Annotated in this window: 11 protein-coding genes; 8 read left to right on the top strand and 3 right to left on the bottom strand. The window is 56.1% G+C overall.

Annotation, left to right across the window (positions count from 1 at the left end):
* Window positions 1-207 precede the first annotated feature (207 nt).
* From msrQ to MKleb_RS25005, 3 genes are all read right to left on the bottom strand, one after another.
* Entirely contained in the window at window positions 208-807 is a 600-nt protein-coding gene (gene msrQ / locus MKleb_RS25015; protein WP_025108489.1) for a protein-methionine-sulfoxide reductase heme-binding subunit MsrQ, read from the bottom strand.
* Entirely contained in the window at window positions 807-1,808 is a 1,002-nt protein-coding gene (msrP, locus tag MKleb_RS25010) for a protein-methionine-sulfoxide reductase catalytic subunit MsrP (RefSeq protein WP_014227018.1), read from the bottom strand. Before msrP ends, msrQ begins: the two co-directional genes overlap by 1 nt.
* A 77-nt stretch (window positions 1,809-1,885) precedes the next feature.
* Window positions 1,886-2,860: an acrylyl-CoA reductase (NADPH) gene (locus tag MKleb_RS25005; protein ID WP_025108488.1), complete on the bottom strand. Its 975-nt coding sequence runs from the start codon at window positions 2,858-2,860 to the stop codon at window positions 1,886-1,888.
* 219 nt (window positions 2,861-3,079) lie between these two features.
* Between MKleb_RS25005 and csrD the strand changes: the two genes are divergently transcribed.
* The 8 genes from csrD to tldD all read left to right on the top strand — a co-directional run bounded on the left by csrD (window position 3,080) and on the right by tldD (window position 15,386).
* On the top strand, window positions 3,080-5,020 hold the full coding sequence (gene csrD, locus MKleb_RS25000) for an RNase E specificity factor CsrD (RefSeq protein WP_025108487.1): 1,941 nt from the start codon (window positions 3,080-3,082) through the stop codon (window positions 5,018-5,020).
* 305 nt (window positions 5,021-5,325) lie between these two features.
* Window positions 5,326-6,369, top strand: coding sequence for a rod shape-determining protein MreB (gene mreB / locus MKleb_RS24995; RefSeq protein ID WP_002918653.1), 1,044 nt, complete (start codon window positions 5,326-5,328; stop codon window positions 6,367-6,369).
* A 70-nt stretch (window positions 6,370-6,439) separates the two neighbouring features.
* A complete protein-coding gene (gene mreC / locus MKleb_RS24990) occupies window positions 6,440-7,426 on the top strand; it encodes a rod shape-determining protein MreC (protein WP_004106252.1) in 987 nt (328 codons plus the stop codon).
* Window positions 7,426-7,914, top strand: a complete 489-nt coding sequence (mreD, locus tag MKleb_RS24985) for a rod shape-determining protein MreD (protein WP_004125830.1) — start codon at window positions 7,426-7,428, stop codon at window positions 7,912-7,914. Before mreC ends, mreD begins: the two co-directional genes overlap by 1 nt.
* A 7-nt stretch (window positions 7,915-7,921) precedes the next feature.
* Window positions 7,922-8,503, top strand: coding sequence for a Maf family protein (locus tag MKleb_RS24980; protein WP_014839653.1), 582 nt, complete (start codon window positions 7,922-7,924; stop codon window positions 8,501-8,503).
* 2 nt (window positions 8,504-8,505) lie between these two features.
* Window positions 8,506-9,975 carry a ribonuclease G gene (gene rng / locus MKleb_RS24975; protein WP_004125826.1) on the top strand — a complete coding sequence of 490 codons (1,470 nt, stop codon included), beginning with the start codon at window positions 8,506-8,508 and terminating at the stop codon, window positions 9,973-9,975.
* A 79-nt stretch (window positions 9,976-10,054) separates the two neighbouring features.
* Window positions 10,055-13,852 carry an AsmA2 domain-containing protein YhdP gene (yhdP, locus tag MKleb_RS24970; RefSeq protein ID WP_025108486.1) on the top strand — a complete coding sequence of 1,266 codons (3,798 nt, stop codon included), beginning with the start codon at window positions 10,055-10,057 and terminating at the stop codon, window positions 13,850-13,852.
* 88 nt (window positions 13,853-13,940) lie between these two features.
* Complete coding sequence (gene tldD, locus MKleb_RS24965; protein WP_004854666.1) at window positions 13,941-15,386, top strand: metalloprotease TldD; 1,446 nt, start codon at window positions 13,941-13,943, stop codon at window positions 15,384-15,386.
* Window positions 15,387-15,431 lie beyond the last annotated feature (45 nt).

The following is a 15,431-nucleotide window of genomic DNA, read 5'->3' as shown; positions in this document are numbered from 1 at the left end:
GGGTAAAAAACAAAATATACCTTCGATGCGCGATTGTCACCTTTTCGGGACTCAAAAAGCCCGTCAGGAAAACCAAAGTCGCACATTATAACGATTTCGTAGCATTTGGCAGCTAAATACTGGTCTTATCAGGGAAGATTATCAACCGCTATCGTGTAAAGAGTGGCGGTTGATAAAAGAACTGCGGGAAACTGCACATATCCGGAATTAGCGCCACCACTGGCGGAACTTCTTGTATCGCCATGCTAAAAGCAGGATCGCCAGCAGCGCATAAATTAGCGGTTGGGGGGATAAAATCTTCACCGACCACAGGTAGTGAATGGGGGCGAGGATCGCGACAACATAGACGAAGTTATGCAATGTTTGCCAGCGACGACCCAATCTTCGCTGCATCGCTTGCGTTGACGTCGCCGCCAGCGCCAGCAGAATCAGCCAGCTGATTAACCCCAGCGTCAGATAAGGGCGGGTGAGGACTTCTGTACCCAATAGCGCCAGATTGTTAATCCCAAGTTCGAGCAGCGTATAGCTGGTCAAATGCAGCGTAGCCCAGGCAAAGCACCATAAACCAAGTAAGCGCCGGGTGCGTATCAATAACGGCTGTTTAGCGTAGCGCGCCAGCGGCGAAACAAGCAAGGTAGCCAGCAGGAATTTAAGAGCCATCCTACCGGTGAAGTGCTGGATATCCTTTGCTGGGTCGGCGCTGAAATACCCCTGATGTCCGGCCCAGAAGAGCCAGACAAAAGGCAAAAATCCGGCCAGATGGAGAAACACTTTCAGCCAGGTAATCTGCTTTACAGTCAGGCGCACTAGTAATTCTCCCGCAAATTCAGGCCCCGGTAGAGCGAAGCCACTTCGTCAGCATAGCCGTTGAAGAGCAGTGTTGGCTGGCGTTTGACGTCGAGTACGCCGCCTGCGCCGATAAAGCGCTCAGTTGCCTGCGACCAGCGGGGGTGATCGACATGCGGATTGACGTTGGCGTAGAAGCCATACTCCTCAGGTCCGGCGAGGTTCCAGGTCGTGGGGGGACGTTCACGCGTCAGCTCGATACTGACGATAGACTTAATCCCTTTGAAACCGTACTTCCAGGGCACGGTGAGTCGGACCGGCGCACCGTTTTGCGGAGGCAGCGCTTTGCCATACACGCCTACGCTAAGCAGCGTCAGAGGATGCATGGCCTCGTCGAGCCGCAGCCCTTCGACATAGGGATACGCCAGCCCGCCGCCGATAAAACGGTCTTTTTGACCCGGCATCTGCTCAGGCGCATAAAGCGTTTTAAACGCGACGTAGCGCGCATTGCTGGTGGGCTCGACCAGCGATAACAATTTATGCAGCGGGAAGCCGACCCAGGGAATCACCATCGACCAGGCTTCGACGCAGCGCATCCGGTAAATTCGCTCTTCCAGCGGAAATCGGCTGGTCAGGTCGTCATGATCGAGCGTAAGGGGTTTTGCCACTTCGCCGCCAATCGTCAGCGTCCAGGGATCAGTGCGCAGGCTTCCGGCATTGGCCGCCGGATCGGCTTTATCCAGGCCGAACTCATAAAAGTTGTTGTAGCCTGATACCTTATCTTCCGGCGTGAGCGTGAGAGTGTTTTGCCATTGCGCCGGTTTATCGAACGTCAGCGCTTTACCTGCCGGCGCCGGCGGGCGGTCGTTGCCTTTAAACCAATCCAGCAGGTCAGCTTGCGCGGAGGGTGAGAGGGAAAGGGCGGTGGCGCTAATTCCCAACATTTTCAGGATCTGGCGACGCTGCAGCATAAAAACGGATTCTGCCGTTACGTCGGCTTCCGTCAGTTTTTTGGATTTCATGGCATCCTCCGTCGTGCGTTTTTCTTAGCATGACGGAGGCGGAGCGTTATTGCGAATATGTCACGAAAAATTGCAGATTAGGCGATTTTAACCAGCGTGCGCCCCTGAATCTTATTGGTCATGATCTTATCGGCAAATTCAGGGGCTTCGGCGAGGGAGATTTCCGTCGCGCTTTGCGCATAGAAGGATTCCGGCAGATCGCGCACCAGACGCTGCCAGGCCTCGGCCCGGCGCGCGGCTGGCGTCATTACCGAATCAACGCCCTGCAGGCGCACGTTACGCAGAATAAACGGCATCACGGTCGTGGGCAGGGCAAAGCCGCCTGCCAGACCGCAGGCCGCCACGCAGCCGCCGTAGTTCATCTGCGCCAGCACTTTTGCCAGCACCTTATCGCCAACGGTATCAACGGCACCGGCCCACAGCTGTTTTTCCAGCGGGCGGGTTTCGGCGAACTCATCGCGGCTAAGAATGCGCTGCGCGCCGAGGTTTTTAAGATATTCATGGGTGCTTTCGCGCCCGGAAACCGCCGCCACCTTGTACCCGAGATGATGCAGCAAAGCGACCGCGGTGCTGCCGACGCCGCCGCTGGCCCCGGTGACCACGACTTCGCCATCTTCCGGACGAACCCCGGCGTCTTCCAGCGCCATCACGCACAGCATCGCGGTGAAACCGGCGGTCCCAATGACCATGGCTTTACGACCATCCAGGCCTTGCGGCATCGCCACCAGCCAGTCGCCTTTAACGCGAGCGCGCTCCGCCAGTCCGCCCCAGTGGTTTTCCCCCACGCCCCATCCGGTCAGCAGGACTTGCTGGCCGGCGTGGAAACGCGGATCCTCGCTGCTGTGGACAAAACCGGCAAAATCGATGCCAGGAATCATCGGAAAGTTGCGGATAATTTTTCCTTTACCGGTGATGGCCAGCGCATCTTTATAGTTGAGGCTGGACCAGTGGATATCCACTGTCACATCCCCCTGCGGCAGCTGGCTGGCGTCAATGGTTTGCACCGAAGAGAGAGTTTTGCCATCCTGCTGTTCTAAGATTAAAGCCTGCATGCGCCGGTCCTCATAGGTTGGATGATTGGAAAATTTTTTCTGCAGACTATACTCGCTAACGGCATTATTACACCGATGTAACGCAATAAATTGCCAGATGCGCCAGCTTTGATAGTATGCGTCGCTCTTTAGAAAGTTAGTGCTTACTTTAGTTTAGGCGCCAGCACAGGAGCCCGGATGTTTATCGGGTAGTCATTCACACGCGGAGTTAACACAGGGATGCGATTAACGACGAAATTCTCAGCGTTTGTCACGTTACTCACCAGCCTGACGATCTTTGTCACGCTGATTGGCGCTTCGCTGAGTTTTTACAACGGCATTCAGCTAAAAATGACCAACCGCGTTCAGGCGGTGGCGACCATGCTGGATAACCGTCTGGTCTCTATGTCTTTTGACCAGATTGAACCGCAGATGGATGAGCTGATGACGCCGATCGACGCGACGCGCGTTGACTTTCAGCTTAATGGCAAATCGGTCTATAGCCATTCCCGCACCGATAACTATCGTCCTTTAGGTAGCAGCAATCAGTTTCGCGATATCACGGTACCGTCGCTCAAGCAGCCCGGTATGGCAATCCATCTGGTGTACCTGGATCCGATGGCCAATTACTTCCGTTCACTGCACATCACCGCGCCGCTCTCCATCGCCATTGGTTTTATGGTGCTGATTATCTTTTTTTCCGTGCGCTGGATCCGTCGCCAGCTGGCGGGTCAGGAGCTACTGGAACTCCGCACTGCGCGTATTCTTAATGGCGAACGCGGACCGCAGGTGCGAGGGTCGGTACACGAGTGGCCAGCGAATACCAGTAGCGCGCTGGATATGCTGCTATCCGAACTTCAGTTCGCCAGCGATCAGCGAAGCCGCATGGATACTCTGATCCGTTCCTATGTCGCGCAGGATTCAAAAACCGGGCTGAGTAACCGATTATTTTTTGATAATCAGCTGTCGACGCTGCTTGAAGATCAGGAGAAAGTAGGGTCATACGGCATCGTAATGATGATCCGCCTGCCGGATTTCGACCTGCTGCGCGATAACTGGGGACGCGCAGCGACCGAAGAGCACTACTTTACGCTGATCAATATGCTTTCCACTTTTATTATGCGCTACCCTGGCGCACTGCTGGCTCGCTACCACCGCAGCGATTTTGCCGTTCTGCTTCCGCATCGCACGTTGAAAGAGGCGGACAGCATTGCCGGGTTACTCCTGAAAGCCATGGATGCCCTGCCGCCGACGCGAATTCTCGATCGTGACGATATGATGCATATCGGGATCTGCGCTTTCCGCAGCGGACAAACGGCGGCCCAGGTAATGGAGCATGCGGAAGCGGCCACGCGTAATGCGGTGCTGCAGGGCAGCAACAGCTGGGCCGTCTATGACGATTCTCTGCCGGAGAAAGGGCGTGGCAACGTGCGCTGGCGTACGCTTATCGAGCAAATGCTTAGCCGCGGCGGCCCGCGACTTTACCAGAAACCCGCCGTCACTCGTGATGGTCGCGTACATCATCGTGAGCTAATGTGCCGTCTTTATGATGGTAAGGAAGAGGTGATTGCGGCCGAATATATGCCGATGGTGCTGCAGTTTGGCCTGGCGGAGGAGTATGACCGTTTGCAAATTACGCGATTGCTGCCGTTTTTAGGCTTTTGGCCGGAAGAAAACCTCGCGCTGCAGGTGACGGTCGAGTCCTTGATCCGCCCTCGATTCCAGCGCTGGCTGCGCGATACTTTGATGCAATGCGAAAAATCGCACCGTCGACGTATTATTTTTGAACTTGCAGAGGCGGATGTTTGTCAATATATCGGCCGCCTGCAGCCGGTTATGCGGTTGGTTAACGCTTTAGGTATTCGAATTGCCGTGGTTCAGGCCGGTTTGACGCTGGTTGGAACCAGCTGGATCAAGCAGCTCGATGTTGAAGTGATTAAGCTGCATTCGGGGTTATCGCGCAATATAGAAAAACGCAGTGAAAATCAGCTGCTGGTGCAGAGCCTGGTAGAAGCCTGTAAAGGAATGCCGGTTCAGGTTTTCGCAACCGGCGTACTCAGCCGAAGCGAGTGGCAGGTGCTGTCTCAATGCGGTGTTACCGGTGGCCAGGGGGAATTTTTTGCCGCCTCACAGCCACTTGACACAAATGTGAAAAAATATTCGCAAAGATACTCTGTTTGATCTGCCGTTTAGCGTGATTTCACGTAGAATAATGCGCGCCATAGTGATGGGGGTGTGCTTGTCTACCTGCCGGATTGTCGCAATGTAAATGCCAGTGAATGACCTTTGACAGGTTGCAGATTCAAGCGCGGAGCGCTGCTGAAGATTTCTGCGTTGGACGGACTCAGTCAAATTTGTAACAAAGGTAACGAACTGCACTAATTTTCACCGCAGCAGATGATTTTTGCGCCTTGTCGCTGCTGCGCGTGGTTGGTAAAGTAAGCGGATTTTGTTTTCCGCCCCAGCTTTCAGGATTATCCCTTAGTATGTTAAAAAAATTTCGTGGCATGTTTTCCAATGACCTGTCCATTGACCTGGGTACCGCGAATACCCTGATTTATGTAAAAGGACAAGGCATCGTATTGAATGAGCCTTCCGTTGTGGCCATTCGTCAGGATCGTGCCGGATCGCCGAAAAGCGTCGCCGCTGTGGGTCATGAAGCGAAGCAGATGCTTGGGCGTACACCGGGCAACATTGCAGCTATTCGCCCAATGAAAGACGGCGTTATCGCCGACTTCTTCGTTACCGAAAAAATGCTCCAGCACTTTATTAAACAGGTGCACAGCAATAGCTTTATGCGTCCGAGCCCGCGCGTGCTGGTCTGCGTGCCGGTTGGTGCGACCCAGGTTGAACGTCGCGCGATTCGTGAGTCCGCACAGGGCGCTGGCGCCCGTGAAGTCTTCCTGATTGAAGAGCCGATGGCGGCTGCGATCGGCGCAGGCCTGCCGGTCTCCGAAGCAACCGGTTCAATGGTTGTGGACATCGGCGGCGGTACCACTGAAGTGGCGGTCATCTCCCTTAACGGCGTGGTTTACTCCTCTTCTGTCCGTATCGGCGGCGACCGTTTTGACGAAGCCGTCATTAATTATGTCCGTCGTAACTATGGCTCCCTGATTGGCGAAGCGACCGCAGAACGCATTAAGCACGAAATCGGCTCCGCTTATCCGGGTGATGAAGTCCGCGAAATCGAAGTTCGCGGGCGTAACCTTGCTGAAGGCGTTCCGCGCGGCTTTACTCTGAACTCCAACGAAATCCTCGAAGCGCTGCAGGAACCGTTGACCGGTATCGTCAGCGCGGTGATGGTCGCGCTGGAACAGTGCCCACCGGAGCTGGCTTCCGATATCTCCGAACGCGGGATGGTTCTGACCGGCGGCGGTGCTCTGCTTCGCAACCTTGACCGTCTGTTAATGGAAGAGACAGGAATCCCTGTCGTAGTTGCAGAAGATCCACTGACCTGCGTCGCTCGTGGCGGCGGTAAGGCACTGGAAATGATCGATATGCACGGCGGCGACTTGTTCAGCGAAGAGTAGTCAGCCTGAGATCCGGGTAGCTGGCCTACGGCTGCCCCGATCTTAACTGACACGAGAATACGCATAGCCTATGAAGCCAATTTTTAGCCGTGGCCCGTCGCTACAGATTCGCCTTATTCTGGCGGTTTTGGTGGCGCTTGGCGTGATAATCGCCGACAGCCGCCTGGGTACGTTCAGCCAAATTCGAACGTATATGGATACAGCCGTCAGCCCTTTCTACTTTGTCTCTAATGGTCCCCGGGAGCTGCTGGATAGCGTTTCGCAAACGCTGGCCACCCGCGATCAGCTCGAACTGGAAAATCGCGCGCTGCGTCAGGAGTTGCTGCTCAAGAACAGCGACTTACTGATGCTGGGTCAGTACAAACAGGAGAACGCGCGTCTGCGCGAGCTGCTGGGCTCTCCGCTGCGCCAGGACGAGCAAAAAATGGTGACCCAGGTCATCTCAACGGTTAACGACCCCTATAGCGATCAGGTGGTTATCGATAAAGGCAGCGTTAACGGCGTCTATGAAGGCCAGCCGGTTATCAGCGATAAAGGCGTTGTGGGTCAGGTGGTCGCGGTCGCGAAACTGACCAGCCGCGTGCTGCTGATTTGCGATGCCACGCATGCGTTACCGATTCAGGTACTGCGTAACGATATTCGCGTCATTGCCGCAGGCAACGGTTGTACTGACGATTTACAGCTGGAACATCTGCCGGCCAATACCGATATTCGCGTCGGCGACGTGCTGGTCACTTCGGGTCTCGGCGGCCGCTTCCCTGAAGGGTATCCGGTCGGGGTGGTTTCGTCCGTTAAGCTGGATACGCAGCGTGCGTATACGGTGATTCAGGCGCGTCCGACTGCCGGTCTGCAGCGCTTGCGTTATCTGCTGCTGCTGTGGGGAGCCGATCGCAACGGCGCGAATCCGATGACGCCGGAAGAGGTTCATCGCGTAGCGAATGAACGCCTGATGCAGATGATGCCGCAGGTTCTGCCTGCGCCGGATGCGATGGGGCCGCAGATGCCCGCGCCGGCAACCGGTATGCCACAGCAGCCTCTGCCAGCAGGAGGGCAATAGTGGCAAGTTACCGTAGCCAGGGACGCTGGGTTATCTGGCTCTCGTTTCTTATCGCACTATTGCTGCAGATTATGCCCTGGCCGGCGGACATTAGCGTCTACCGGCCAAACTGGGTATTGCTTATCCTGTTGTACTGGATCCTCGCGCTACCCCACCGGGTTAACGTTGGCACAGGCTTTGTGATGGGCGCGATCCTCGATCTCATCAGCGGGTCGACGCTTGGCGTTCGCGCACTATCATTAAGTATTGTGGCTTATCTGGTTGCGCTGAAGTATCAACTGTTCCGCAACCTGGCGCTTTGGCAACAGGCGCTGGTGGTGGTCATGTTATCCCTCTCCGTGGATATCATTGTTTTCTGGGCAGAGTTTTTAGTGATCAACGTCTCTTTCCGTCCGGAAGTGTTCTGGAGTAGTGTAGTAAACGGTGTGCTCTGGCCATGGATTTTCCTGCTGATGCGTAAAGTGCGCCAGCAGTTTGCGGTGCAATAAGGTTGATATGACGACTCTGTATCTTGCTTCAGGTTCTCCGCGTCGGCAGGAACTGCTGACACAGCTTGGCCTCGCTTTTGAGCGCGTGGTTCCCGGTATTGAGGAACAGCGCCGCCCGCAGGAGAGCGCCCAGCAGTATGTGGTCCGGCTGGCGCGCGAAAAGGCCCAGGCTGGCGTCGCGCTGGCACCGCGCGATCTCCCGGTTTTAGGCGCGGATACCATTGTCATCCTTAACGGTGAAGTGCTGGAAAAACCGCGCGATGGCGGGCACGCCGCCGAGATGCTACGCATGCTTTCCGGAAAGACTCATCAGGTGATGACCGCCGTGGCGCTGGCTGATAAGCGGCAGACGCTGGATTGCCTGGTGGTCACGGAGGTCACTTTCCGCGTGCTCTCAGGGCAGGATATCGCCGATTATGTCGCCAGCGGCGAACCTTTAGATAAAGCAGGTGCATACGGTATTCAGGGGTTGGGTGGCTGTTTCGTCAGGAAGATAAATGGCAGCTATCACGCCGTCGTTGGCTTACCGCTGGTGGAAACGTATGAGTTGCTAAGTAACTTTAACTCACTGCGTGAAGAAAAGGGATAAAGATGACTGCTGAATTATTAGTTAACGTAACGCCATCAGAAACGCGCGTCGCTTATATTGATGGCGGTATACTTCAGGAAATTCATATTGAGCGTGAAGCGCGACGCGGAATAGTAGGCAATATCTACAAGGGTCGTGTCAGTCGGGTGCTGCCGGGAATGCAGGCGGCTTTTGTAGATATTGGCCTGGATAAGGCCGCGTTTCTGCACGCTTCCGATATTATGCCGCACACCGAGTGCGTGGCGGGCGAAGAGCAAAAACAGTTCGCCGTCCGCGATATCTCCGAGCTGGTGCGCCAGGGGCAGGATTTAATGGTGCAGGTGGTGAAAGACCCCCTCGGTACCAAAGGCGCCCGCCTGACCACCGATATCACCATTCCCTCTCGCTATCTGGTCTTTATGCCCGGCGCTTCGCACGTCGGCGTCTCTCAGCGTATTGAAAGCGAAGCGGAACGTGAACGCCTGAAAAAAGTGGTCTCTGAATACTGTGACGAGCAGGGCGGATTCATTATCCGTACCGCGGCGGAAGGCGTTCATGAGCAGGAGATGGCAGCAGATGCCGCCTATCTCAAGCGCGTCTGGACAAAAGTGATGGAACGCAAAAAGCGCCAGCAGACCCGATATCAAATGTACGGCGAACTGGCGCTGGCGCAGCGCGTGCTGCGTGATTTCGCCGATGCGCATCTTGACCGGATTCGCGTTGACTCTCGTCTGACTTACGAATCGCTGCTGGAGTTTACCGCCGAATATATTCCGGAGATGACCAGCAAGCTGGAGCACTACAGCGGCCGTCAGCCGATTTTCGATCTCTTTGACGTGGAAAATGAAATCCAGCGCGCTCTGGAACGCAAAGTTGAACTGAAATCAGGCGGCTATCTGATCATTGACCAAACGGAAGCGATGACCACCGTTGATATCAACACCGGGGCATTCGTCGGTCACCGTAATCTTGACGATACTATCTTTAATACCAATATTGAGGCGACCCAGGCGATTGCCCGCCAGCTGCGGCTGCGCAATCTCGGTGGGATTATCATCATCGATTTCATTGATATGAACAATGAAGATCACCGCCGTCGGGTGCTGCACTCTCTTGAGCAGGCGCTGAGCAAAGACCGGGTTAAAACCAGCATCAACGGCTTCTCCCAGCTTGGGCTGGTAGAGATGACCCGCAAGCGTACTCGCGAAAGCGTGGAGCATGTGCTGTGTAATGAGTGCCCTACCTGCCACGGTCGCGGTACGGTGAAAACGGTGGAAACGGTGTGCTATGAAATCATGCGCGAAATCGTGCGCGTGCACCATGCCTACGATTCCGACCGGTTCCTGGTCTATGCTTCTCCTGCGGTAGCGGAAACGCTGAAAGGGGAAGAGTCGCACGCGCTGGCAGAAGTCGAGATCTTTGTCGGTAAGCAGGTCAAAGTGCAAATTGAACCGCTCTATAATCAAGAGCAGTTTGATGTAGTAATGATGTAATCATCCGTTTTGCTTGCTGATGTCGAGATAAAGAGGCGGGCAAAAGGATGACGCGTAACAGGCTGACAAGGAGAGATGCGTGAGGCGACTGCCCGGGATATTACTGCTCACCGTGGCAACATTGATTGTTGTCGTCGCACTGCTGGTGAGCGGTCTGCGTCTCGTTCTGCCGCAGTTAAACAGCTGGCGTCCGCAGGTGCTGGAAAAAGTCTCCGCGATGGCCGGCGTACCGGTCGATGCTTCAAATATTGTCGCCAGCTGGCAGACTTTTGGCCCGACGCTTGATGTCCGCGATGTTAAGGCCGGCCTGAATGATGGCGGCGAGCTTTCCGCTAAACGCGTCACCCTGGCGCTCGACGTCTGGCAAAGCCTGCTGCATATGCGCTGGCAGTTTCGCGATCTGACCTTCTGGCAGCTGCAGGTTCATACCAATACCCCCATTCAAACGAATAATAGCGGTGAAGGGCTGAAAACCGACCGTATCAGCGATCTTTTCCTCCGCCAGTTCGATCACTTTATTCTTCGCGATAGCCATCTGAGCTTTCTGACCATCTCCGGCCAGCGTGCGGAGCTCACCATTCCGCAGCTTACCTGGCTGAACGGTAAAAATCGCCATCGCGCGGAGGGGCAGCTTAGCCTCAGCAGCCTGACCGGCCAGCACGGCGTGATGCAGGTGCGAATGGACCTGCGCGATGAAGACGGCCTGCTCAATAAGGGGCGCGTCTGGCTTCAGGCGGATGATATCGACGTTAAGCCGTGGCTTGGGCGCTGGATGCAGGACAACATCGCCCTGCAGAGCGCGCGGTTTAGCCTGGAAGGCTGGATGACTATCGACAAAGGCGATGTCGCCAGCGGCGATGTATGGCTTAAAAAAGGCGGCGCCAGCTGGCAGGGCGATAAAGAGAAGCACCATCTGTCGGTTGATAATCTGACGGCGCACATCTATCGCGATAATCAAAGCTGGGGCTTTCACATCCCTGATACGCGCATCTCGATGGATGACAAACCCTGGCCGCGCGGCGCGCTGTCGATGGCGTGGATCCCGGCTCAGGATGTGGGCGGAAAAAATGGTCAACGCAGCGATGAGCTGCGCATTCGCGCCAGCAACCTTAACCTTAGCGGTCTGACCGGGCTGCAGCCGATGGCGGATAAACTGGCTCCGTCGCTGGGCGAAATCTGGCGTACGACGCAGCCGGACGGCAAAATCAATCTTCTGGCGCTGGATATTCCGCTGCAAATGGCGGAAAAAACGCGCTTCCGGGCGGACTGGAGCGACATGTCCTGGAAGCAGTGGAAGCTGCTGCCAGGGGCTGAGCATTTCTCCGGCAACATTGCCGGGAGCGTAGAAAACGGTACTCTGCATGCCAGCATGACGCAGGCGAAAATGCCCTATGAAACGGTCTTTCGTGCGCCGCTGGAGATCGCCAAAGGCGATGCGACCCTCAGTTGGGTGAAGAATGACAAGGGTTTTATGCTCGATGGTCGCGATATTGACGTACAGGCTACCGGCGTTCGCGCTCGCGGTGGGTTCCGCTATCTGCAGCCGCAGGGCGACGAACCCTGGCTCGGTATTCTGGCCGGTATCAGTACCAACGATGGCGGACAGGCCTGGCGCTACTTCCCGGAAAATCTGATGGGCAAAGCGCTGGTGGATTACCTCAGCGGAGCCATTAAAGGCGGTCAGGCCACCGATGCTACGCTGGCTTATGGCGGTAACCCGCATCTTTTCCCGTACAAGCATAATGAGGGGCAATTCCAGGTCACGGTGCCGCTCAAGAACGCCACCTTTGCCTTTCAGCCTGACTGGCCCGCGCTTACCGGGCTTAATATCGACCTTAACTTTATCAATGATGGGCTATGGATGAAGGCCTATAAGGCGATGCTCGGCAATGTGACCGCCAGCAATCTCGATGCGGTGATTCCCGACTATTCGCGAGAAAAGCTGCTGATTGATGCCGACGTTAACGGCCCGGGTAAAGAGGTTGGCCCTTATTTTAACGAGACGCCGCTGAAAGAGACGCTGGGCGCGGCGCTGGATGAGCTCCAGCTGGACGGTAATGTTAGCGCTCGCTTACATCTTGATATCCCCCTGGATGGCGAGATGACCACCGCTAAAGGTGATGTCCGGTTGAACAATAACAGCTTGTTTATCAAGCCTATCGATACCACATTGCAGAACCTGAGCGGTAAATTCAGCTTTGTAAACGGCGACCTGAAAAGCGAACCGATGAGCGCGAGCTGGTTTAATCAGCCGCTGAATCTTGATTTCTCGACCACCGAAGGCGCGAAAGCATTTCTCGTGAACGTCGGGATGAACGCCAACTGGCAGCCTGCGCGTACCGGTTTATTGCCGAAATCCCTGGACGGCACCCTGAGCGGCAGCGTGCCCTGGGACGGAAAAGTCGCGATTGAGCTTCCGTATCGCGGTAGCGCGGCCTATAAGGTTGACCTCAACGCTGACCTGAAGAGTGTAAGTAGTCACTTACCTGCACCGTTAGATAAGCAGGCCGGGGAGCCGTTGCCGGTAAAAATTAAGGTTGATGGCGGCTTAAGCAGTTTTAATCTGGCCGGCTCCATGGGGGCGAAGAACCATATTAATAGCCGCTGGCTGCTGGGTCATAAGCTGACCCTGGACCGCGCTATTTTAACCACGGACAGTAAAGCCGTTTCTCCGCTTCCCGAGCAGCCAGGCGTGGAGCTGAATATGCCGCCGATGGATGGCGCGCAGTGGCTGGCGCTGTTCCAGGGCGGAGCGGCGAATGACGTCAGCAGTAATCTCGTCTTCCCGGAGCAGGTCACGCTGCGAACGCCGGCGTTAACGATGGCGGGCCAAAGCTGGAATAACGTTAGCCTTGTCTCCCGGCCCGATGCCGGGGGAACGAAGATTGAAGCCCAGGGGCGTGAAGTCAACGCAACCCTGACGATGCGGAAGAACGCCCCGTGGCTGGCGGCCATTCGCTATCTCTACTACAACCCAACGGCGGCGAAAAGCCGCGGTACAGAAAAAAGCAGCGCCCCGCTGGCCGATACCAACATTGATTTCCACGGCTGGCCGGACCTTCAGCTTCGCTGCGCCGAGTGCTGGCTGTGGGGGCAAAAATATGGCCGTATCGAAGGGGATTTTGATATTCGCGGCGATACCCTGACGCTGGCGAACGGACTGGTCGATACCGGTTTTGGCCGTCTGACGACCGATGGCGTATGGGTGAGCGCGCCGGCGGGCGTACGAACCTCTTTGAAAGGTAAGCTGCACGGTAATAAAACCGACGATTTCGTGAACTTCTTCGGCGTCTCCACGCCGGTAAAAGGTTCGTCGTTTGATATCGATTATGACCTGCACTGGCGTGCGCCGCCGTGGCAGCCCGACGTTGCCTCGCTTAACGGGATCCTCAAAAGCCGTCTTGGAAAAGGCGAATTTACCGACCTCAGCACCGGTCATGCCGGCCAGCTTCTGCGTTTGTTGAGCGTTGACGCGCTGCTGCGCAAGCTGCGCTTCGACTTTAGCGATACGTTCAGCGAAGGGTTCTACTTTGATTCCATTCGCAGTACGGCGTGGATTAAAGACGGCGTTCTGCATACCGACGATACGCTGGTCGATGGTCTGGAAGCGGATATCGCCATGAAGGGATCGGTGGATCTCGTGCGTCGTCAGCTGGATATGCAGGCCGTGGTCGCGCCGGAGATTTCTGCGACCGTGGGCGTCGCCGCGGCCTTTGCCGTTAACCCGATTATCGGCGCCGCGGTCTTTGCTGCCAGTAAGGTACTGGGGCCGCTGTGGAACAAGGTCTCTATTTTGCGCTATCGCATCACCGGTCCTATCGATCAGCCGCAAATTAACGAAGTGCTGCGCCAGGCGCGGAGCGACAAAAAGCAATGATTTGACGATTGTGCGTAATTACCGCACTCTCAATAGATAGCCTTTTTTATTTCCGCCCCTGAGGCGGCAACAAACGAGTAGCAAAACGATGAGTCTGAACCTGGTAAGTGAACAATTACTGTCGGCAAACGGCCTGAATCATCAGGATCTGTTTACCATTCTTGGCCAGCTGGCCGAGCGCCGTCTGGATTACGGCGATCTCTATTTTCAGTCGAGCTATCACGAGTCCTGGGTTCTTGAAGACAGCATCATTAAAGATGGTTCGTACAATATCGACCAGGGCGTTGGCGTCCGCGCGGTGAGCGGGGAAAAAACCGGCTTTGCCTATGCTGACCAGATTAGTCGACTGGCGCTGGAACAGAGCGCACAGGCGGCCCGCACCATTGTACGCGACCATGGGGATGGTAAAGTGCATACCCTTGGCGGGGTGGAACATCGTTCCCTCTATACCAGCATCGATCCGCTGCAAAGTATGAGCCGGGAAGAGAAGCTGGATATTCTGCGCCGGGTAGATAAAACCGCCCGCGCGGCCGATAAGCGGGTGCAGGAAGTTTCCGCCAGCCTGACCGGCGTCTACGAGTTAATTCTTGTCGCCGCCACCGACGGCACGCTGGCGGCGGACGTTCGCCCGCTGGTTCGCCTTTCCGTCAGCGTGCTGGTGGAAGAGGATGGCAAACGCGAGCGCGGCGCCAGCGGCGGCGGCGGCCGCTTTGGCTACGACTATTTCCTGGACTCGCAGGATGGCGACGTTCGCGCGGATGTTTGGGCGAGAGAAGCCGTGCGTATGGCGCTGGTCAACCTGACCGCCGTCGCGGCGCCTGCCGGGATGCTGCCGGTTGTGCTGGGCGCGGGCTGGCCTGGCGTCCTGCTGCATGAAGCCGTCGGTCACGGCCTGGAAGGTGACTTTAACCGTCGCGGGACGTCGGTATTCAGCGGCCATATGGGCGAACTGGTGGCCTCTGAGCTGTGCACCGTAGTGGATGATGGCACCATTGCTCACCGTCGCGGCTCCCTTGCCATTGATGATGAAGGCACGCCGGGCCAGTATAACGTTTTGATCGAAAACGGCATTCTCAAAGGCTATATGCAGGACAAGCTCAACGCCAGGCTGATGGGCGTGGCGCCAACCGGTAACGGTCGTCGCGAATCCTACGCGCATCTGCCTATGCCGCGTATGACCAACACCTACATGCTGGCGGGGAAATCTACGCCGCAGGAGATTATCGAATCGGTCGATTACGGCATCTACGCGCCGAACTTCGGCGGCGGTCAGGTGGATATCACCTCCGGGAAATTTGTCTTCTCCACGTCTGAAGCCTACCTGATTGAAAAAGGTAAAGTGACCAAAGCGGTGAAGGGCGCGACGCTTATCGGTTCAGGTATCGAAGCGATGCAGCAGATTTCGATGGTGGGGAACGATCTGAAGCTGGACAGCGGCGTCGGCGTTTGCGGCAAAGAGGGCCAGAGCGTACCGGTTGGCGTCGGTCAGCCAACGCTCAAAGTGGATAAACTCACCGTCGGCGGTACCGCCTGATACTTCTCAAGGCGCTTTCGCCCGCGGCGAAAGCGCAAATCACCT

Origin of the sequence: Klebsiella sp. PL-2018, from assembly GCF_019048985.1 — a bacterium.
GTDB classification, from domain to species: domain Bacteria; phylum Pseudomonadota; class Gammaproteobacteria; order Enterobacterales; family Enterobacteriaceae; genus Klebsiella; species Klebsiella michiganensis.
Note: the sequence above shows the minus strand (reverse complement) of the source record. Positions and strands in the feature narration are given on the sequence as shown.

Coding starts and splice junctions, on each gene's coding strand:
- csrD (WP_025108487.1), top strand. CDS start 3,080: ATGCGATTAACGACGAAATTCTCAGCGTTTGTCACGTTACTCACCAGC.
- msrP (WP_014227018.1), bottom strand. CDS start 1,808: ATGAAATCCAAAAAACTGACGGAAGCCGACGTAACGGCAGAATCCGTT.
- MKleb_RS25005 (WP_025108488.1), bottom strand. CDS start 2,860: ATGCAGGCTTTAATCTTAGAACAGCAGGATGGCAAAACTCTCTCTTCG.
- mreB (WP_002918653.1), top strand. CDS start 5,326: ATGTTAAAAAAATTTCGTGGCATGTTTTCCAATGACCTGTCCATTGAC.
- mreC (WP_004106252.1), top strand. CDS start 6,440: ATGAAGCCAATTTTTAGCCGTGGCCCGTCGCTACAGATTCGCCTTATT.
- MKleb_RS24980 (WP_014839653.1), top strand. CDS start 7,922: ATGACGACTCTGTATCTTGCTTCAGGTTCTCCGCGTCGGCAGGAACTG.
- tldD (WP_004854666.1), top strand. CDS start 13,941: ATGAGTCTGAACCTGGTAAGTGAACAATTACTGTCGGCAAACGGCCTG.
- rng (WP_004125826.1), top strand. CDS start 8,506: ATGACTGCTGAATTATTAGTTAACGTAACGCCATCAGAAACGCGCGTC.